This window comes from Sorangium sp. So ce1504 (assembly GCF_051521635.1).
Classification (GTDB): Bacteria; Myxococcota_A; Polyangia; order Polyangiales; family Polyangiaceae; genus Sorangium; species Sorangium cellulosum_B.
Window position 1 is genome coordinate 8395316 of record NZ_CP150365.1, and the last position, 20566, is coordinate 8415881.

Annotated in this window: 11 protein-coding genes; 5 read left to right on the forward strand and 6 right to left on the reverse strand. The window is 71.2% G+C overall.

The window, feature by feature from the left end:
* Window positions 1-29: 29 nt before the first annotated feature.
* The 3 genes from nusA to WMF39_RS31600 all read right to left on the reverse strand — a co-directional run bounded on the left by nusA (window position 30) and on the right by WMF39_RS31600 (window position 3954).
* Window positions 30-1673 carry a transcription termination factor NusA gene (gene nusA / locus WMF39_RS31590; protein WP_437740192.1) on the reverse strand — a complete coding sequence of 548 codons (1644 nt, stop codon included), beginning with the start codon at window positions 1671-1673 and terminating at the stop codon, window positions 30-32.
* A 30-nt stretch (window positions 1674-1703) separates the two neighbouring features.
* The gene (rimP, locus tag WMF39_RS31595) at window positions 1704-2330 is read right to left on the reverse strand and encodes a ribosome maturation factor RimP (protein ID WP_437740193.1); all 627 of its coding nucleotides are present in this window, start codon (window positions 2328-2330) and stop codon (window positions 1704-1706) included.
* Between the two features lie 334 nt (window positions 2331-2664).
* Window positions 2665-3954 carry a phosphoglycerate dehydrogenase gene (locus tag WMF39_RS31600; protein ID WP_437740194.1) on the reverse strand — a complete coding sequence of 430 codons (1290 nt, stop codon included), beginning with the start codon at window positions 3952-3954 and terminating at the stop codon, window positions 2665-2667.
* On the opposite strand from WMF39_RS31600, the gene WMF39_RS31605 reads away from it, so the two are divergent.
* Window positions 3911-4930, forward strand: a complete 1020-nt coding sequence (locus WMF39_RS31605) for an FG-GAP repeat domain-containing protein (protein WP_437740195.1) — start codon at window positions 3911-3913, stop codon at window positions 4928-4930. The genes WMF39_RS31600 and WMF39_RS31605 overlap by 44 nt on opposite strands.
* On the opposite strand, the gene WMF39_RS31610 is transcribed toward WMF39_RS31605, so the two are convergent.
* The 3 genes from WMF39_RS31610 to WMF39_RS31620 all read right to left on the reverse strand — a co-directional run bounded on the left by WMF39_RS31610 (window position 4887) and on the right by WMF39_RS31620 (window position 9092).
* The gene (locus WMF39_RS31610) at window positions 4887-6734 is read right to left on the reverse strand and encodes a hypothetical protein (RefSeq protein WP_437740196.1); all 1848 of its coding nucleotides are present in this window, start codon (window positions 6732-6734) and stop codon (window positions 4887-4889) included. The genes WMF39_RS31605 and WMF39_RS31610 overlap by 44 nt on opposite strands.
* Window positions 6735-6746: 12 nt before the next feature.
* Window positions 6747-7298 (reverse strand): hypothetical protein, encoded by a 552-nt coding sequence (locus WMF39_RS31615; protein WP_437740197.1) that lies wholly within the window; start codon window positions 7296-7298, stop codon window positions 6747-6749.
* 108 nt (window positions 7299-7406) lie between these two features.
* A complete protein-coding gene (locus tag WMF39_RS31620; protein WP_012238434.1) occupies window positions 7407-9092 on the reverse strand; it encodes an FHA domain-containing serine/threonine-protein kinase in 1686 nt (561 codons plus the stop codon).
* Window positions 9093-10065: 973 nt separating this feature from the next.
* On the opposite strand from WMF39_RS31620, the gene WMF39_RS31625 reads away from it, so the two are divergent.
* From WMF39_RS31625 to WMF39_RS31640, 4 genes are all read left to right on the forward strand, one after another.
* On the forward strand, window positions 10066-11871 hold the full coding sequence (locus WMF39_RS31625) for a protein kinase domain-containing protein (protein WP_437740198.1): 1806 nt from the start codon (window positions 10066-10068) through the stop codon (window positions 11869-11871).
* A 237-nt stretch (window positions 11872-12108) separates the two neighbouring features.
* Window positions 12109-14748, forward strand: a complete 2640-nt coding sequence (locus tag WMF39_RS31630; RefSeq protein WP_437740199.1) for a TonB-dependent receptor domain-containing protein — start codon at window positions 12109-12111, stop codon at window positions 14746-14748.
* 8 nt (window positions 14749-14756) lie between these two features.
* Window positions 14757-16283 (forward strand): hypothetical protein, encoded by a 1527-nt coding sequence (locus WMF39_RS31635; protein WP_437740200.1) that lies wholly within the window; start codon window positions 14757-14759, stop codon window positions 16281-16283.
* 132 nt (window positions 16284-16415) lie between these two features.
* Window positions 16416-20129, forward strand: coding sequence for an FG-GAP-like repeat-containing protein (locus WMF39_RS31640; RefSeq protein WP_437740201.1), 3714 nt, complete (start codon window positions 16416-16418; stop codon window positions 20127-20129).
* Window positions 20130-20566 lie beyond the last annotated feature (437 nt).

Sequence of the window (20566 nt, forward strand, 5' to 3'; positions counted from 1 at the left end):
ATCCTCGGCCCTCTACTTCTCCTCGCAGCCTACGCGTGCCTCACGTCTGCGGCGCGACGAACGTCCGCCCGCGCCGCATCGAGCACCTTCTGCTCGCTTTCAACGAAATCCCGCGCCCCCTGCTTGATGGCGCGCGCCTTCTTGATGCCGAGGCCGGTGCGGATCGCCAGCCGATCCTCGTCCTCCCGCAGCACGTCCTCGACGCTGCGGTACCCGGCCTCCTCGAGCAACACCACCGTCCGATCGCCGACGCCACGGATGAACATCAGCCGCTCGCGGTCGGTGAGCGGCTCGGTGCGCGAGCTCGCGGAGCGGATGCGCTCCTGCCGCAGCCGCTCCATCGTCGTGTCCGCCTGCGACTTGATGCGATCGGCGGCCTCGACGCCGCCGAGACCCGGGATGGCCGCGAGCTCCTCGATCGAGGCCTCGCTGACCTCCTCGAGCGCGCGGAAGCCGAGCCGGTACATGGACTTGGCGATCTGCTCCGTCACCACGTCCATCTGCTGCAAGGCGGAGATCGCCTCTTCTTCCATCTGCTTGAACTTGGTCTCGCTGATGATGTCGAGCTTCCAGTTCGTCAGCTGCGCGGCGAGCCGCACGTTCTGGCCCTTGCGCCCGATCGCGAGCGACAGCTTCTCGTCCGGCACCACGAGCTCCATGCGCCCGTCGGCCTCGTCGACGATCACCTTGTGCACCTCGGCCGGCTGGATCGCGGCGATGACGTAGCGCGCCGGATCGCGATCGAACGGCACGATGTCGATCTTCTCGCCGCGGAGCTCCTGGACGACCGCCTGCACGCGCGAGCCCTTCATGCCCACGCACGCGCCCACCGGATCGACGTCTGCGTCGCGGCTGGTCACCGCGATCTTCGAGCGGGCGCCCGGCTCCCGGGCGACCGACACGATCCGCACGATGCCCTCGTAGATCTCGGGGACCTCGGCCTCGAAGAGCTTCTCGACGAGCCGGGGATCGGAGCGAGAGAGGATGACCTGCGGGCCGCGGGCCTCGCGATCGATGTCCTTCACGTACGCCACGATGCGGTCCCCGGGCCGGTACGTCTCGCGCGGCGTCTGCTCGCGGAACGTGAGCACGCCCTCGGTGCGGCCGATGTCGACGATGATGTTGTTGCCCTTCTCGAACCGCCGCACGATGCCGCGGATGAGCTCGCCCTTGCGATCCTTGTACTCGTTGAAGATGAGATCGCGCTCGGCGTCGCGCACGCGCTGCAGCAGGACCTGCTTCGCCGTCTGCGCGGCGATGCGCCCGAAGGTCGTGCGGCCGTGCTTGAGCTTCAGGATGTCGCCGTATTCCTTGTCCTGATCGCGCGCCTTCTCCGCGTCCTCGGGCCGCCAGAAGACCTGGAAGCCGAGCTCCTCGCCCAGGGTCGCATCCAGCTTCAGCTTGTCCACGTCAGTGATGGAGATCTCGCGCTCCGGCTCCGTCACGGCCTCGACCACGGTCATGTACTGGAAGAGGTCGATCTGCCCGGTGTCCTCGTTGAAGCGCGCCTCGAGCTCGCGGGTGGGGCCGAAGACGCTCTGCGCGGCCTTCAAGATCGCGGCCTCGATCGTCTCGACGAGGATCTTCTTGTCGATCCCCTTCTCCTTCGCGACCTGATCGAGGATGCTGCCGAGGCTCGTCTCCGAGGTCGGCATCGCTGCCATCGTTGCCATGACGTCCCTGTCTCCTGATCTTTCTTCTCTCTACTTGCGCTTCTCGGAGCCGCGCTCGCTCCGCTTTGAGCCCGACCGCGGAGCCGCCTCCGCGAGCTGCTTCTTCTGCCCCGACTCCTTAGCCGGCTCCTTGCCCTGCCGCTGCCCCTTCTTGGGCTGCGCCGTGAGCTCGAAGACGAGGCGCGCCTCCACGACATCTGCGAACGGGACCGCGATCCGCTTGCCGTCGACCAGCACCGCGACCTGCCCCTCCGGAGCCTCGAGGAGCTCGCCCCGGAGCAACCGCTGACCGTCCGGTGCGGGGCGTGCCAGCTTCACCTTCACTGTCCTGCCGAGGAAACGAGCGAACTCGGCCGCTGTACGCAGCCGCCGGTCGAGGCCAGGCGAGCTGACCTCGAGGTTGTAATGGTTGGGTATGAGATCCTCGACGTCGAGGACCGACGAGATGTCGCGCGACACGTCCGCGCAGTCCTCGAGCGTGACCCCGCCGCCCGCGTCGTCCGCCCCCTCGCGCTCGATCGTGAACCGCAGCGTCCAGCCCGCCCGCTCCGTGATCCACTCCAGATCGACGAGCGTGATCCCATGCGAGGCCAGCACCGGCGCGACGGCGTCGCGAACGCGCCCGAGATCGAACACGGCTCTGGTCGAAGGCTCCATGGGTTGCTGCATGTGAGAGACGTCACTTTCGGCGGATCCAGGTCCTCCCAGCGCGATCGGCCCCGAGCGAGGGTGCCCGGTGCCTCTGCGCCAAAAAAAAAGAGCCGATTCCCCGAACTGGGAACCCGGCTCGCGGATCCGCCTAGTTGTCGGCGGACAACCTAGTCGAGTGCGGGCCCTCATGCAAGGGGGGATACGGGCAAACCGCCCCTGCACGGCCGGAGATCTCCCGCCGGTTCCTCCTCGCGTCCTCGCGACGGCCAGCAGCGCGTCAGCGCTGGAGCGCTCCCCGCCGCGCGGCAGTCACGCGACGCGTCCGCCGGGTCCGTCAGCGTTATGCCAGATTCGGCAGCGCGACGATATCGACGTGCAGGACCTCCTCGAACGCCGCGATTTCCTTCAGACAGGCCTCGCTCGGCCGGCCGGAGACGCGCATCTTCGTGCAGGTCGCAGTGGCCCCCTCGAAGACGGTGTTTGAAATCTCCTCGATGTTGATCCCGTGGCGTTTCATGACGCTGAGGGTGTTCGCGAGGACGCCGACCTTGTCCATCATTCGGACGACGACCGCGTAGCGGGCGGGCGACGTGGCGCAGATATTGACCACGTTGGGCAGCTCCTCCTCCGTCATGAAGGCACGGATGATCCGGGCCGTCTCGAGGGCGACCGCGCGCTGGGCCTGCTCCGTCTGCGCGCCGACGTGCGGGGTGCCGTAGACGAGCCCTCGCCCGAGGAGATGCGACTCGAACGGCGCCGAGCTCTTGTCAGGCTCGGTGGCGAACACGTCAAGGCCGACCCGCAGCCCCTTGCGCGGGATGAGCTCCTCGAGCGCGGCGTAGTCCATCACCTCGGGGCGCGCGGCGTTCACGACGATGGCGCCGTCGGGAAGCGCCTCGAGGACGCTCCGGCTGACGATACCGCGCGTCTGCGGGGTGGCCGTCAGGTGGACGGTGAAGATGTCAGAGCGGGCAGCCAGATCCTCCAAGGTCCGCGCATAGCTGACGTCCAGCTTGGCGGCGCGGCCCGGCGTCAACGAGCGCGACCAGGCGTGCGGCTCGAGCCCGAACGCGCGGGCGCGCAGGAGCACCTCACGGCCGATCGCGCCGAGCCCCGCGATCCCGATCCGCCGACCGAACAGGCCACGGGCCACCGAGTACTTCGCCTTCTCCCAGCGGCCGGCCCGGAGCTCCGACGTCGCATCGACCAGGCGGCGGTCCAGCGCGAGGATGAACGCCATCGTCAGCTCTGCCACCGCGGTCGCGTTCTTGCCGGGACAGTTCGCCACGTAGACGCCGCGCGCGCTCGCGGCCGCGACGTCGATCGTCCCCACGCCGACCCCTGCCCTCACGATCAGGTTGAGCTGTCGCCCGGACGCGATCGCCTTCGCCGTGACCTCCGTGGAACGAACGACGAGAATGCCGATCCCCTCGAGAGCCGCCGGCAGCGTGTCTCTGGTGAGCTCCGGCCGGGACTCGATCTCGATCCCGAGCACCTTGAGCTCTTCCAGAGCCGAGAGGTCCATTTTGTCGGCTACTAGCAGGCGCATGCGGACGGGAACCGTAACAGAAAAGCTCTCGCTGACGATGGGCGTTCTACGCCTCGTCTGTGTCGTCTGCGTCAGTTGCACCAGCTCATGCGCCAGCGATCATCAGGTTTCTCCCTGGGGTGCAGCGGGCAGACCGACGCTCGGCGCGTTCGTCGCGCCCCCGGACCTCGACGCTCGGCTGCACGCCATCGACGTGGAGGCCGCCGAGCTCGGGCTGAAGCTCGAGGTCGAGCTCCGCGGCGCGCTACGGCGCGGCGGCGAGGTGGTGGTGCGCGGCTACAGCGGGACCGACGCGCTCGGGCGCCGCGCCTCGGCGGTCCGCGTGGCGACGCCGCACGGCGTGGTCATCGCCGCGGGGCCCCTCGACAGCGGGCGCGTGGACCGCAGACAGGCGACCCAGCTGATACCGTCGCTCCTCCCCGGCCACGAGCCGGAGGCGACGGAGCAGCTCGGGGTGTTCCGCTCCGGGACCGATCTCAACCAAGACGGCGCTCCGGACGTCGTGCTCAGAAACGAGGAAGGCGAGCTGGAGATCTGGGCCGTGCAGCCGCTCGGCGCGGCCCGGTACGCCGTCGAGCTCGCGGCGCCGCCGCGGTTCGCGCTCGACGTCGACCAGGATGGCACCCTGGAGCTCGCCGGCCGGATCCCGCTGGACGAGGGGGATCCCATCGCGCCGGATCTCCTCGACGTCGCGGGGTTCGAGGGAGATCGCTACACGCACCGCGGCAGCGTCGCTCGGGCGTTCCATGCAACGCGCGCGGAAGGCCCCGGCGCGGAGACGGCCGGCCAGGGCAAGCGGCAGGAGCCGCCGAAGGACGACGCCGCGCGCCTGCGGGGAGCGCTCGAGCGGGCCTGGCACGCGGTGCTCGCGGGCAGGCCGGCGGCCGAGACGCTCGCGACGCTCGACCGAGAGCCGGTGACGCCAGCGCTCCGGGGCGCGTTCTCGGCGCACCGCGCGCGCGTCGCAGCGGCCGCGAGCGGTCCACCGGCGCCGCCCGGCGCCGGCGGTGTCCCTACTCGTCCGCAGGGAGCATCGGAAACGCCTGCTCGAAGGTGACGAGGATGTCGCCGGGGAGCGCGTCAGGCTCCTTGTAGCCGCGCGTCAGCGGCACCCCCCAGTCGGCGCGCATGACGACGCGGCTGAGCTGCGGGAAGAGGGCCCGTACCCCGAAGCCAGCCGACTGCTTGAGGCGCAGATCGTCGAAGCCGTCGAAGGCGTCGCCGGCGTCGAAGAATGCCGCGCCCGCGACCTGGCACGACCAGATCTCGAGGGGCCGCGTGCGGAGCTCCAGGTTCGCAGAGAGCACATCCTCGCCGATGAACGCCGCCGTCGGGTACCCGCGGAGCCGGGTGTCGCCGCCGAGGACCAGCTTCCTGTTCAGGTAGTTCCTGTATCGGTCGAACAGGCGCACGTCGAACACGAGCCGCCCGACGCCGAAGCTCGGCGTGTGAACCCGCGCGCGCGCCTCGATGGAGGCGTCGAAGATCTGCGAGCCGTCGAGCTCGGTGACGGTCTCGACCACGGCGCGCGCGAGGCCGTCGCCGAGCGCGACGGTGTACGCGGCCGCGGCGGAGATCCCGAGGAAGCTCCGGCTGGAGTTGAGCGCGGTCGTGACCGGATAGATCAGGATCGCGAGCTCGTGCCCCAGCCGGTAGTCCTCCTGCAACGCGAGCGTGTTGAAGTCGAGGACGCGCAAGAAGCGGGTCGAGTACGTCGCGTACTTGAACGTCGGCGCGACGCGGGTGTCGCTCACCGGCATCACGCGCTCCTCGAACTCGGCGATCGCGGCAGGGGGGAGGCCCCCGGGCGCGTCGAGGCGATAGACCTTGCGGCTCGCCTCGATGCCGACCGAGATGTCGTGCTTCACGGCCGAGGACCTCGACGCGCCGCCGCCGAAGCTGCGCGTGACGGCGTAGCCGCCCACCAGGAGATCGCTCCGGTAGCGGTACGGGACGCGATCGTCCTTCGGCGTCGCCTCCGCGTCGAAGGTGGCGAGCTTCGTGCCGACGAAGCGGCGGGTCACCTCGTCACGCCAGGAGATCTCGAGGTCCCAGGCCCACTCCGCCTGCGTCGCGTAGAGCGGCTGGCCGTAGATGAACTCGCCGCTCGTGCCCTCGAACTCGCCGGTCTCCCGGTCGATGATCGCGTTCGCCTGGGTCCGCAGCCGCACGTGGCTGCCCCCGATGCGCGGCATCGCGTAGGTGACGCCGAACGAGAGCGCGCCGGGATCGAGCGCGAGCTGCGCCGCGACGGAGTGGTGGACGCCGAGCAGGTTCTGCTCGCTGGGCTGCAGGAACAGGTACTCGAGCTGCCCGCCGGCGATGCGGTAGTCCGAGTTGAGGCGCAGGCTCCAGACGTCCTTGGTGACGACGGCGACCCGCACCCGATCCGGAGCGCCGCCTCGCACGGCGAAGACGAGGACGAGCGACAGCTGGCTCAGGTCGCGCAGGTTGCGCGCCGACTCGTCGGCGAGCGCCTGCTCGTAAGGGCGCCCGGCCGCGAGCAGCACCTCGCGCCGGATGACGTACGGGCGCGACAGGGCGTGGAACCAGTTCAGGAAGGCCGGCGCAGGATCGCGGTCCTCGATCACCTCGAGCGGGACCACGTCGATCCCCTCGACGATCTTGCCCTCGGGGGCAGGATCGAGCGTCGCGCCGAGGCGCGACAGGACACGCTCGATGGTGGCGCTCTCGTAGCTCGAATAGCCCTCGCGCCGAGCCGGCGCGGCGGGCGCCGCCGGCCCCCCCTGCTTCCCGGCGGCCGCTGCCGTCCCGCCCTGCTGGGCTTGCGCCTCGATCGCGAGGAGCGCCCCGAGGGCCGGGAGCGCGAAGCGCACCAGGACGATCGATGCGCTACGCACGAGCCTCTCGCCTCAGAAGGACTCGTTGGCAGGGTACGTCGCCATGACGTTGATCTTGTACTTCACGTACTGGTGCGGGATCGTCCCCCAGTCAGGCGTCGGCATGGCCCGCTTCACGCAGCGGAGCAGCTCCTTCGTCTTCGCGCGGCTCACCGTCGTCGACTTGCCCACGTAGAGGTTGGTCCGCTTGCGCCGGAAGTCCATCTCGAGGACGAAGCTCACCGTGACGCCCGCCTTGCCGGAAGGGGCGCACTGGACGTTGTCGCGGATCGCGCGCGACAGGCCGTCCTCGAAGAAAGTGACGTGATCGCAGCGCTCGGGCGGGGTGGTGCCCGGGCCGGGGTTCTCGCACTTGATCGTGGTGAACGGCGAGAGCGTGACCCCCTCCGACAGCTCGGCGCCCGCGTCGGCGAGCGCGCCCGCGTCCCAGGCGTAGGTGCCTGCGTCAGCCGTCGCGGCGTCCGCGGAGGGGATCGACTCGGGCTTCGGGCGCCGCCACAGGTAGAGCGGCACCGCCACCACGATGAGGCCCGCGACGAGCGCGATGATGATCTGGAGCCGCACGGGGCGCTCGCTGCCACCGCGACCGAGGTAGCGGTACGGCGAGGGCTGAGACGGCGGACTGGAGGTTGACGGGAACGGAGGCCGGCTGTTCATCGGACGCGCTCAGGCTCAATCGATGAGCGTCCGCGCAGGGCGCCCAGGCTCGCCCTTCACCAGCGTCGCGCCGAGCTCGAGCGTCTCCGGGAGCATCCCCTGAACCTGCGCGACCACCTGCTCGACCACGTGACGGGCCTCGTCGATGCTCGGACCCACGATCGAGACCACGAACTTGAGCGGCCCCGTCCGGCCCGCGACGGCCGGCGTGAGGCTGAGCAGGAGCATCTCGGTCAGATCGATCACCCGCTGCGCCGCCTTCCGCAGGGCGAGCATCTCCAGGATGGTCGGGCGCTCGCTGACCTGGCGGTTCGGCCCGCGCAGCTCGTACCGCGCGACCTGCATCGGCACCTCGGCCCAGTCGGCGAACAGGCCGTCCTCGTCGATCGCCTTCATCAGGTGCTCGCGCACGAGCAGGCCGGTGAGGCCGTCGCGCTTCGCGAGGTACTGCTTCGCGCGCCGGTGCTGCGGCGAGTCCGGGCCGAACGTCACGAGCTTCATCCGGCACTCGCCGACCTGCACCTCACCGCCGTGCAGCAGCGAGACCTGCGACTTGCGCTCGTAGTTGAAGTCCGCGTAGCTGCCGTTCGTGCTGCCCTGGTCCTCGATGAACCACGACCCCGTCTGCCACTTCAGGATCGCGTGCGCCCCCGAGACGGTCGCCTCGGGCACGCACAGGCTCTGATCGCTGCGACGGCCGAGCGCGAGCTTCGTGTCGTGCAGCGGCAGCAGGGAGCCCACGATCTCGGGCGCGTTCGTCGCGTACGTCACGAGCAGCGACTGCGCCCCGGGGGTGAAGTTCAGCTTGAGCGCGCCGCCCGGCGGCGGGCCCGGATCGAGGCGCTCGCGCGGCAGCTGGATCGGGCTCGTCGTGAGCTGCGACGGGTTGAAGAAGCGCATGTGCCGCGCCTGCGGCCGCATCGACGGGTCCTCGTTGAGGCCGCGGAAGATCTGCCGCACCTCGTCGATCGACAGGCCCGCCGGCACGTCGAACATGATCTGCTGCTTCATCGTCTTGACCCGCGGCTTGTAGCCGGGCTCCGGGACGCGGCAGGTCCACATCTCCCAGAGGGTCAAGGCCATGGCGTACACGTCGTCCTCGGGGCTCGCGCCGCCGTTGCGCAGCCGCTCGGGAGACATGTAGTTCGGCGTGCCGCCGTCGGGCGGGGCGCCAGGGCGGCGCGCCGAGGCGCGCGCGCGCTCCTGGGCGAAGCCGAAGTCGAGGATCACCGCGCGGCCCTCGGAGACCATCACGTTGCCCGGCTTCAGATCGCCGTGCACGAGGCCCTGCGCGTGGATGGCCGCGAGCCCGTTGCAGACCTCGCTCGCGATCTTGCGGAACTCGTCCGCCGAGTAGCCGCCCTGGGCCTTGCGCTTGCGGATGTGCGTGTGGAGCGTCTGCCCGGGGATCTGCTCCATCACGAGGATGGGGCCCCACGGGCTCGGCGCGAGGTCGTGCACGCGACAGACGTTCGGGTGGCCCACCGAGCGCGCGAGGAGGAGCTCCTGGCGAAGCGCCTCGTCGTCGCCTGGCATGCGCGACTCTTCGCGGACAACCTTGAGGGCCACGGTCTGCTGCGTCGAGCGATCGAAGGCCAGGAAGACCTCGCCCATGCCGCCCTTACCGAGGCTCTGACGGATGTCGTAACGGTCATTGATGACCGTTCCGGCAGTGATGGGAGGAGGGGGTGTCTTGGTCACGGCCCGCGGTGGATAAAAGGAGCGCGAACCGGAGCGTGCCCGACACCGGCTGCGGCGCACAGCGTCGTCCATCTGAACGTCAAGCGCAACGGTCGTTCGGAGGGAGAGGCCAAACCCCGCGCGGCGGCGGCCGCTTCCCCGCTGATTTGGGCCGAGATCGCACCTACGAACGTCCCGGCCGCCGGGATCTCTTGACGATGACGGCTGATTTGTTTACGCGGCTCGGCCAACCCGGCGCGACCGCCGCGCGCGGGCCGGCGCTGGCGTGAGGTGCGCCGGGCCAGCGAGCCGTTGAAGCCACGTCCCATCTACCGGACGGGCGAGAAGAGTGGCTCCTCCGCGACGGCCTGGGAACGGCCCAGCGGACCGATGTTCGTCCGGGACGATGCAGACGGTGCAGAGGACGCGAAGGAAATCGTCCGACTGACGCCGTCCGAGGGCGTGAACGGGAGCGGCGACGGCGGTCGCGTGCGCGCCGACAGCTCCCCGGCTCCGCTCATGGGCCTCTCGATCGCAGGCACGTCGCTCTCCCTCTCTCTTCACCGACGACGCGAACCGCATCTGGATCGGCGACCTCGCGCGGAACGCGGCTTCCTGCTCATGGTCGCGGTCCGCCGCGGGTCGACACCCTTCCAGCCGCGCGCCGCGCAGCGCTCCGCGACGGAGCGATCCGCCCGCGAACCGCGCAGACCGAGGCGATGCGCAGGCCGTGCAAACGTCCCGCTCCTGCGCGCGATCCGTCCTACGTTCTTCACCCCGCAGCGACGCGCCGGGGTCACCGACGTTCAGCCTCGCGCGGCCCGCCACGCCTCAACGACCGCACGGACGGCAGCGCACCACGCTCCACGCATTCCCTGCTTGTATCGTGGCACTGCAGATTGACACCTCAGAGTCGCCTCAGTCACACTGCTCCCGAGGCGGCTGCTGTGTGTCCAATCTTCACCTCCTCCCGCTGCCCGAGGAGAGGCGCGACATGCCTGATAGCCGACAGCGAGAGGTAACCGGCAGCTCGAAGGTCTCGAGGGCTGCCGCGACAGACCCGCTGCTGGGGCGTGTCATCAACGGCCGCTTCACGATCGTCAGCGTCATCGCCCGCGGCGGCATGGGGAAGGTGTACAGGGCCGAGCAGGCGCCGCTCGGCCGCATCTGCGCGCTCAAGGTGCTGAGCCCCAAGTACGAGGGCGACCACGATCCCGAGTTCCACAGGCGCTTCTTCCTCGAAGCGTCGATCGCGGCGAAGCTCACGCACCCGAACACGGTCACCGTGTTCGACTACGGCCAGAGCGACGACGATATCTACTACATCGCGATGGAGTACATCGAGGGGAAGACCCTGCACCGCGTGCTCCGCGAGGAAGGGCCGTTCTCCGAGGCGCGCGCGGCCCACATCGCGCGCCAGATCTGCCGGTCGCTCCGCGAGGCGCACGGGCTCGGGGTCGTGCACCGCGACCTCAAGCCGGGCAACGTGCTGCTCGTCGATCACGAGGACGAGCACGACCACGTGAAGGTGCTCGATTTCGGGCTCGTGAAGGACACCCAGAGCGGCGAGGACCTGACCCAGCAAGGCCTGTTCATGGGCTCGCCCAAGTACATGGCGCCCGAGCAGATCACCGGCAGCGATGTCTCGGCGCGCACCGATATCTACGCGCTCGGCGTGATGATGTACGAGATGCTGTCGGGCCAGGTGCCCTTCGACAAGGGCGCGGGCGTCGGGACGCTCATGTCGCACGTCCACGACCAGATCCCGCCGATGCAGGCCCACAACCCGCAGCTCTCCATCTCGCAGACGATGGAGGGGATCGTCTATCGCTGCCTGGAGAAGGACCCGGCGCACCGCTTCTCGTCGATGAACGAGCTCGTCAACGCGCTCAAGTTCACCGCAGGCGGCATCTCCACGCGAGACACGGGCGAGAACCCGCCCATGCTGTCCGACACGACGGGCTACCGCGCGTCGCTGCCCTCGTATCCGTCGGCCACGCCGTACCCGTCGGCGCCTTCGTACCCGTCGGCGCCTTCGTATCCATCGGCCACGCCGTACCCATCGGCGCCTTCGCGTCCGTCGGCCACGCCGCACCCATCGGCCGCTCCGCTCTCGACGACGAGCGATTTTCCGGGCCTCTCCACGCCGTACTCGTCGCCCCCCACGAGCTCACCCGCCACCTATACAGGCCCCCTCGCCACGGACAGCGCCCTCAAGCCGCCTGCGGCGCCCGTCTTCGTCCCCCCGTCGATCACCGACGCGATGGGGTCGCGCCCAGCGCCGCCCGCGGAGGTGCTCTCCGCCATCCAGACCGGCGCGAGCCCAGGTCGAAAGGTCATCCCCTGGGCGCTCACCGCGGTCCTCGCGGTCGGGGTCGGCGTCGCCGCCGCCCTGCTGGCGCGCGTGCCGGTCGCCCACACGAGCGCGGCGGCGCGCGAGCAGGGCGCGGTGAGCCCTCCTCCGCCCGCAGCGACAGCCCCGGCAGCGCCGGCGCCCGCGGCGCGCGGGCTGCACATCGAGAGCTCGCCGCCCGGCGCGGCCGTGAGGGAAGGCAACAAGGAGCTCTGCGCCGAGACGCCGTGCGAGATCGTCTGGCGAGGGGCCGCGGCCGCGCTCGCGCTGGAGCACGAGCTCGTGTTCGAGAAGCCGGGCTACAAGCCCGCCACGGTGCACGTCTCCGGCGCCGAGGAGAAGGTGCGCGCGAAGCTCGACCCGGCCGCGATCCCGGCGCCGGCGACCCCGAGCAAGCCCAGGGCGAACATCCAGAAGCCCGAGCCGTACAAGAGCAACCCCTACTGACGAGGGCGCGGACGCGCCCCGGCCGCTCTTCTGGTAGAGTCGCCGCGCTTTCGCGGCCAAGGCCTCTTACCATGGCCGCAGTGGCTTCGCGTTCGCGCGAGGAGCTCACCGGACGCTCCTCACGTGGACCCGTCGATGAAGTGTTCGGTGTGATGTGGGGAGCAGCGCCGTCAGCGCTCCCGAGCTCTCGCCGGGATCGCCGTCGCTCCCCGGCCCCGCTGAGGACAGGGCGAACTCATGTCGTCTTCCGATTCCTGCTCGCACCGCCGCCGCGACGATGTCCCGGCGCTCGACCCGACCGACGACGCCCACGCAGCGCGGCCGCGCCGCGCGACGGCGCTCCAGCGGAAGCTCCTCGCCTGCGCCGTCGCCTTCGGCGCGATGACCGCCGCGCGCGGCGCGCTCGCCGACGCCCGCACCGAGGCGCGCCTCCACTTCCGGGCAGGCATGGATCTCATCGCCCAGAAGCAGTTCGACGAGGGCATCCGGCAGCTCCAGAAGGCCAACGAGATCCTCCCGCACCCGAACGTCACCTTCAACATCGCGCGCGCGCACGCCGAGGCCGGCCACATCGAGCAGGCGCTCGCCGCGTACCGCGAGTACATCGCGAGCGACCCCGCGGACCGTGAGCAGGTGACGCGGATCGTGGAGCAGCTGGAGCAGCGCCTCGCCGCGCAGCGCGCCGCGGCGATCCCCGAGCCGAAGCAGCCGCCGGCGCCCGCGCCGCAGCAGCCGGCGCCGCAGCAGCCCACCCCAGGCGAGGCGCCCGCCCCGCCGCCCCCCGCCGGGGAGCCCGCCGCGCAGGGCGCCCCCGCGACGGCCGCGACGAAGGCGCCAGGGCCGGGCTCGAAGGCCGCCCCCGGCGACGCCGCGAGGATCGTCGGCGCGGCCCGGACCGAGGACGTCTACCAGGAGACGGTCGTCACCGCCTCGCGCGGCGCCCAGAGCCCGCTCGACTCCCCGAACTCGACGACCATCGTGACCCGGCAGGACATCCGGCTCTCCGGGATCACGCGCATCCCCGAGCTGCTCCGGCGCGTCGCCGGCATGGACGTCATGCAAATCACGGGCGGCGACGAGAACGTGTCGATGCGCGGCTTCAACAGCCGCCTCGCCAACAAGATCCTCGTCCTCGTGAACGGGCGCACGGTCAAGAACGACGTGCTCGGCTCGACCTTCTGGGAGGCGCTCTCGATCGACGTGGATCAGATCGAGCGCATCGAGGTGGTGCGCGGCCCGGGCTCCGCGCTCTACGGCGCCGACGCCTTCGCCGGCATCGTCAACATCATCACGATCGAGCCCGGCGTCGGGAAGAGCGGCTTCCGCGCGGGCTACGGCGATCACCGGCAGGGCTACGCCTCGGTGTGGGCCTCCGCGCGCGAGGGCGATTTCGCGTACCGGCTCTCCGCGGGCTACACCCGCTACCCCCGGTGGTCGCGCGAGGTCGCGGACGACCGCATCGACCTCGAGACGAGCGGCCAGAGCCAGGATCTCGGCGCGCAGAACGTCCGCATCGACCTCCGGACCTCGCAGCGGCTCGGGCCGCAGCGCGAGCTCACGGTGGGCGCCGGCTACGCCCGGAGCGAGCTCGACGTCTACGGCATCGGCCCCTTCAACGACTACAACCTGGAGGTCGCCAACGCCGACGTCGCGGTCGCGTACCGCAGCGAGAACGTCAACGCGCGGACGTACTACTCGAACCTCGACGGGTACTCGCTGCTCAACGCCGCCTACCTGGGGCACACCCTGTTCGCAGGGCGGCCGCAGCAGCACGTCGTGAACGCCGAGCTCGAGTTCGTGAAGACGCTCCGCGCGCCCAGCCCCGTCGTGCACGACTTCCACATCGGCCTCGGCTACCGGCTCAAGGCGACCTCGTGGAGCTACCTCGAGGACGACATGCCGCTCGAGCACCAGGGCTCGGTGTTCCTCCAGGACTCGATGAAGCTCGGCGAGCGCGTCACGCTGGTCGCGTCCGGGAGGCTCGACTACGTGCCCTACCTGGAGCGGCTCATCCCGTCGCCGCGCGGCTCCGTCATCGTCAAGCCGACCGAGCGCCAGGCGATCCGCCTCTCCGGCTCGACGGCGTTCCGCTCGCCCACGTCGCTCGAGGCCTACGTCGACCTGCCGATCCAGCTCGCGCTGCCCGGCCTCGAGCTCCTCTCGACCTCGAGGACGCCGGACAGCTCCGAGCGCCCCATCGACCCCGAGCAGATCATCACCGCCGAGGCGAGCTACCTGAACCAGCAGAGCGATTACTTCGAGTTCGAGGTCACCGCGTATTACAACCGCGTGAGCGATCTCATCGTGCTCGCCGAGCCGCAGCGCACGACCCTCTCGCAGCGCGCCCACGGGTCCGGGGGGCTGAACCCGGAGACGGGGAGATACACCTCCGGCTTCGGCGGCTTCGAGAACCAGAGCGACGTCTACCACGTCTTCGGCGGCGAGCTCGGCGGCCGCGTCTACCCCACCGAGGGGCTCGACATCTTCGCCAACTACGCGCTCAACCGCTCGGTGCACCGGCGCCCTGACGGGCGCGACGCGCTCGAGGACGCGCGCACCAGCCGGCACAAGGTGAACGCAGGGGTCCAGGTCCGCACGCCGATCGGCGTCGACGGTGAGGTCACGTTCCACTACCAGTCCTCGCAGGTGTGGGCCGAGCAGGTCCCGACGGGGACGGTCATCGCCACGAAGCAGTACGAGCTGCCCGCGTACACGCTGCTCAACGCGCGCGTCGGCTACCGCTTCCTGGACCGCGCCGAGATCTCCGCGACCGTGTTCAACGCGCTCGACGGGCTCGGCGACAACGCGCTGCAGATGCACCCGTTCGGCAACCGCATCGGCCGGCGCTTCATGGGATTCTTCAGCTACTCGCTCTAGGCAAGGCCATGCTCCGACCCAGCCCCCGCACCGGTCTCCTCCTGCTCGGCGCACTCCTCGCGGCCCTCCCGGGCTGCGACGACGTGGAGGTCTTCGTCCCGCTGCCGGACCAGAGCGGCCCCGCCGCGGTGCTCGACGGCACGGTGACGTACGCCGGACCCCGGCCCTGCACGAAGGATGGCCACGTCGTCGGCGCCGCGGTCGTGCTCGGCTTCGACACGCGCCTGCTGCCGCCGCCCGAGGGGCTCGGCACCTCGGCCGCGAGCATCGACGTGATCCCCGGCGACGAGCTCTTCGGAGGCCTGGGCGCCGCGCTCGATCGCTCCGAGGACGGCGCGCTCCACTGCCCCGAGCCGGACGAGCCGCCCGTCACCGTGAGCGTCCCCTGGAGGCTTTCGCCCCTGGTCGCTGGCACCTACCAGATCCGCGGTTTTTACGACTACGACGGTAATTTCGACCCCACCTTCAGCATCGCCAACCTGCCGACCCGGGGCGACGTGGCCGGCGGCGCGATCGAGAACGCGACCGAGGTGCTCGAGGGCGCCGCCCCGCGGTACCGCGCGATCACGATCGCCGCCCCCATCCCCGAGACGGGCACGCGCGTCAGCGGCATCGCCGTCACCCTCGGCCTCCCGCTCCCGCTGGAGCGGCCGCTCTTCCACGTCGCCGAGGTGCTCGCGCCGGCGTCCGGCGTCACGCAGAGCCCGAGCGAGGTGGTCATGGCCTCCGACTTCCAGCTGGAGACGTTCAGCCCGGCCGATCCCGCCGGCACCGAGGCGTCGCTGCTGCGCCTGCGGCTCGCCGCGGGGGTGCCGGACAGCGAGGTCGCGCGCGCGGCGAAGCCCCCGCTCTCGCTGCCGGTGGGCGGCGAGCCCGCGCCGACCCTCACCTACGCGCGGCAGGACGTGAACGGCGACGGGGCGATCGACGGCGACGATCATGTCCCCGACTCGGCCCTGATCCCGGCGCTCTTCCCGATCTCGGTGTTCGCGAAGCAGGACGACAAGGAGCCGCTGACCAGCCAGGCCGCGCCCGCGGTGCTCCTCCAGGGGCTCACGATCTACGACGATCTCGTGACCACGGCCACGCTCGGCCCGGAGCCGCTGAACGAGCCGCGAGACAGCGCGCTCATCGGCGTCCGGCCCGCCGCGCTGTGCATGCACCCGACCGAGCCGGAGCGGGGGGGCGTGCTCGTGCTCAGCCACAAGACCGACAAGGAAGGCAACGACATCATCGCGGAGCGGGACGTGGCCCAGGTCGAGGCGGCGCTGAGCCGGCAGTTCGGGCGCACGATCGAGGTGGCGTTCGGCTGCCTGCCCGAGGGGAGCTACGCGCTCAACCTCATCTACGGCACCGGTCAGGCCTGGACCGTGCCCAACGAGGCCGGCGTGTGCGCGCCGTCGGAGGCCGAGACGGCCGACGTCTGCGGCGCGCGGCCGCGCCTCGCGTCGCAGAGCGTCGTGCTGCGCATCGGCCCGCCGGACGACAGCGCGTACTGCGCCGAGCACCCGACGCCGGCGGCCTGCGCGCGCTGAGCACCGCAGCGGCGTCGGGTCGCGCGCGGCGCGAAGGCCGCCGCGATCCGGGCCCGGGCGCGGTGAAAGCGCCGGTTTCCTGCTGGAGGCGGCGGTTGCCTCGCGCGCGCGAACCGATGGTAGGGTCTCGGCATGCGCTGCACTTGCTTTCCCTCGCTTGCTCTTCTGGGGGCGCTCGGCGGCGCCGCGGCGGGCGCGCTCGTTCCATCCGACGCTTCCGGCGGCTGGCCCCCGCCCCCGTTGGCCAGCGCAGCGGACATGGCCGAGCCCGAGCACTGGCCGAACGACCCGGACTACGGCACGTCGGTCACGCAGAGCGGACAGTGGGGCTTCTACTCGTTCATCCCGGCCCCGAGCGGGTACGTCCGGCCGGAGGAGTCCGCCGCCGGCATGGCGATCGATCTCGCCTGGCGCTTCACCCAGGGGGACCCGCGCGTCAGGATCGCCGTCGCCGACTCCGGGATCTTCTGGGGAGAGGGGGATCTCCTGGAGAAGGTGTGGCTCAACCAGGGCGAGCTCGCGGCCCACATGCCGCGGCGCGCGGACGGCGCGGCGTGCGGCGGCGACGGCGCGCTCGCGGGCTTCGACTGCAACGGCGATGGGGTCCTTTCCATCGCGGACTACAGGGACACGCCGGAGCTCACGCCCGCGGCGTCGGAGGGGCGGCCGCAGGGGGATCGGAACGGGAACGGCCAGCTCGACGCCGGTGACCTCATCCTCCACTTCTCGGACGGGATCGACGACGATCAGAACGGCTACGCCGACGACATCGCGGGCTGGGACTTCTTCAAGAACGACAACGATCCGTTCGACGACGCCCGCAACGGCCACGGCACCGAGGGCGCGAAGGCGTCGGCCGCGCAGACGAACAACCAGCTGGGCGGGGCGGGCGTGTGCCCGCGGTGCAGGTTCATCCCGCTGCGCGTCGGTGAGAGCCACGTCGCCGACGCGCAGGACCTCGCGAAGGCGCTCCTCTATGCGGCGGACAGCCGGGCCAACGTCGTGCAGTGCCCGGTGACCACGGTCGACAACACCGGCTTTGTCCAGGCGGCGCTCGACTACGCCCACGCCCAGGGGACGCTCGTCGTCGCGTCGATGGGCAACGAGGGCTCGCGCCACCACAGCGTGCCCGCGACGAGCAACCACGCGCTGCCCGTGAGCGCCGTCCGCTACGACGGCCAGAGCGTCGCGACGTCGACCACGTTCGTCGACGCGTCCCCGTGCTCGAGCTTCGGCGGCAACAACGTGCTCGCCGTGTCGAGCCCCGGCTGCGCCAGCGACGCGACCGCCGAGCTCGCCGGCGTCGCGGGGCTGCTCTACTCCGTCGCCCTCGACCGCGGCGTGTCCCTGTCCCCGGGGGAGGTGCAGGGCCTGCTCGTCGCGACCGCCGACGACATCGCCGTGCCGGAGTCGCTGGAGCCCGGGTCGCTGTACCGCTTCTCGCAGGCGGGGTTCGATCAGCGGTTCGGCCACGGCCGCGTCAACGCGAACCGCGCCGTGGAGGCGCTCGGCGAGGGGCGCGTGCCGCCCGCCGTCGACATGACGTCGCCGCGGTGGTTCGAGGTCGTTTACAAGGATCAGGTCCAGGGCCCGGTGCCGATCGAGGGCACCATCTCGGCGAAGCGGGCGATGGCCTACGACTACTGGGTCGAGTGGGCGGCAGGCGCGCAGCCGCTCGCGGCGGACTTCAAGGTGATCCACAAGGAGACGAACGTCGCGCCGACGGTTGTCACCGGCGCCGAGGGCCCGATGGCCTCCCTCGACGTGCGCACGATCGACACGTCCCACCTCCGCGACCCCGACAGCCCCCACGGCGAGGACGATCGCGCGATCACGGTGCGCGTCCGCGCGAGGGCCCACTACGCCACCGGCGACGTGGAGAGCGAGGCGCGGCGCACGATCCACGTCGACAGCGATCCGACGCTGGTCCAGGGCTTCCCCGTCCGCGTCGGCGACAGCGGCGAGGGCAGCCCGAAGATGGCCGACATCGACGGCGACGGCGTCCGCGAGCTCGTCTACCCGACGGCCGGCGGCGCGCTGCACGTGCTGAAGGTGACGCCCAAGGGGCCGCAGCCGCTGCCGGGGTTCCCGTTCATGACCGGCGCCACCGACGGCCTGCTCGATGAGCCGGCGTCCCCGGCCACGCCCGTTTACCTCGGCGCCCCCGCGTACAGCAAGGTGAACAGTGAGCTCGGTCGCGAGCCGATCCTGAGCGCGCCCGCCATCGCGGACCTCGACGGCGACGGCAGGCAGGAGATCGCGATCTCCACCTGGCCGGGCACGATCTACGTCATCGGCGCGGACGGCAGCGACCGGTACGGGTGGCCGAAACGCCTGCCCGAGATCCCCTCCTGCCCCCTCGATCCCGGGGCTCCGGCGAGCGCGCCGTGCATGTCGGCGGCCGCGCGGATCGCGCGCGGGGCCTTCGCCTCGCCGGTCCTCGCGGATCTCGACGGCGACGGGCGGCTCGACGTGATCCAGGCGGCGTTCGACGGCACGGTCCACGCGTTCGACAGGGATGGCAACGCGCTGCGCGGCTTTCCCGTCGAGGTGCACTACGCGGGTCCGCTCGCCGAGGAGCCGGCGCGGAGCCGCCTCCTCGCGACGCCCGCCGTGGCCGACTTCAACGGCGACGCGCTGCCGGATCTGCTGGTCGCGTCGAGCGAGCGGCTCGGCGAGGACGGCGAGGCCGGGGCGGTCTACGTGATCGATGGGCGAGGCACGACCGCGCCCTCCGGGCCCGTGCTCGCGGGGTGGCCCATCACGGTGCCGTCGCTCTCGTTCGACCCGCTCGCCGCGGAGGGGATCACGGCCTCGGGCGTCGTCGGGCGGTTCGATGGCGCGCTGGCGGGCGTCGTCCAGGGCAACGGCGCGCCGCCGCTCGTCCTCCCGGCCTCACCCGGCGAGCAGCGCGAGCTCCTGGCGACGCCGGCGGGCGCGCTGCCGCGGGCGAGCGGCGGCTCGCCGGCCGGGCTCGACCCGACGTTCGGCCCCCTCTCGCCCGCCGCCGGCGCCCGGACGATGATCCCGCTGCTGTCGCAACCTGCGCTCGGCGACATCGATCAGGACGGCACCCCCGACGTCATCGCCGCGGGCGCCTCGAAGGCGGCCGCGCTCGCCCTCGCGGGCACGCAGGGGGCGACGCAGCCGGGGCCTCACCTGCTCGCCGTCTGGAGCGGCAGGTCGGGCGCGATGCTGCCTCGCGCCCCGTTCGTGCTCGAGGACTACGCGATCTCGGGCAGCCAGGCGGTCGTCGATCTGAACGGCGACGGCTACCCCGAGGTGCTGAGCGGATCGAGCGGCTACTTTCTCCACGCCTTCGACGGGTGCGGCCGGGAGCCGCGCGGGTTCCCGAAGTTCACCGGCCAGTCGATCACCACGACGCCCGCCGTGGGCGACCTCGACGGCGACGGCACGCTCGAGATCGCGGTGGGCACCCGCGACGGCTGGCTCTTCGCCTGGCACACCGAGGCGACGACGGGCGCGCTCATCGCCTGGGAGAGCCTCCACCATGACAACCAGAACACGGGCAACCTCGACACGCCGCTCAGGCAAGGGGTCGCGCGGACGGCGCCGCGGCCGCTCACGGTGGACCTGTGCGAAGGCCCGCAGCAGGCCCCGCTCATCCTCCAGCTGGGCGGAGGCTGCGCGTGCGAGGCCGCGGGCGCCGAGCCGCGGCGCGCGTCCGGCGCTCGCGGCGCGGGCGCGGCGCTGGGCGCGGCGCTGGTCGGGGTGATGGCGCTGTGGCGGAGGCGGCGGAGGGGCTGTTCAACGCGAGGTGACCTCGACGCCGCGGCCGCCTTACCTGCACGGGCGCCATGTACGCCGCGCAGACGCCCGCGCTGAGCGGGCCGACTTCCGCCCGCCGGCGACGGACCCGGCGCACGCCTCGACGCCAGCGACGGACCCGAGCTCGCCGACGCACCTCTCGACGCCTCGGTCGCGGAACTGCTCCGGATCGGCCCACAGCTCCCTCCCGGACATCGCACGTCGTCGCCCACGCAGAGGAGCAGAAAGAGGAAGGGCGGTCGACGTGGAAAGAGGCTGGTGGGAGCCGCCGTGAGAACCAAGAGGACGGTTCCCGACGTGACCTGTTCATGCCCCAAAGCCTTTGGTTTCTAGTTCGGAAGAGATGCGGCACGCCTCAGGGAAGCACACATGAGCCCGGCACGCCGATCGCAATAGACGCGGCATGCGAACATTCAACGCTATCACCGTGGCCGTCATCTGCTGTTCCGTCCCTTCGTGCACTGTTGACCCGACACCAGAATCAGAGTCCGTAT

Bases quoted from the DNA above. Each gene is read 5' to 3' on its own strand.
- WMF39_RS31605 (WP_437740195.1), top strand. From the start codon at position 3,911: ATGGGCGTTCTACGCCTCGTCTGTGTCGTCTGCGTCAGTTGCACCAGC.
- WMF39_RS31625 (WP_437740198.1), top strand. From the start codon at position 10,066: ATGCCTGATAGCCGACAGCGAGAGGTAACCGGCAGCTCGAAGGTCTCG.
- WMF39_RS31630 (WP_437740199.1), top strand. From the start codon at position 12,109: ATGTCGTCTTCCGATTCCTGCTCGCACCGCCGCCGCGACGATGTCCCG.
- nusA (WP_437740192.1), bottom strand. From the start codon at position 1,673: ATGGCAACGATGGCAGCGATGCCGACCTCGGAGACGAGCCTCGGCAGC.
- WMF39_RS31640 (WP_437740201.1), top strand. From the start codon at position 16,416: ATGCGCTGCACTTGCTTTCCCTCGCTTGCTCTTCTGGGGGCGCTCGGC.
- rimP (WP_437740193.1), bottom strand. From the start codon at position 2,330: ATGGAGCCTTCGACCAGAGCCGTGTTCGATCTCGGGCGCGTTCGCGAC.
- WMF39_RS31635 (WP_437740200.1), top strand. From the start codon at position 14,757: ATGCTCCGACCCAGCCCCCGCACCGGTCTCCTCCTGCTCGGCGCACTC.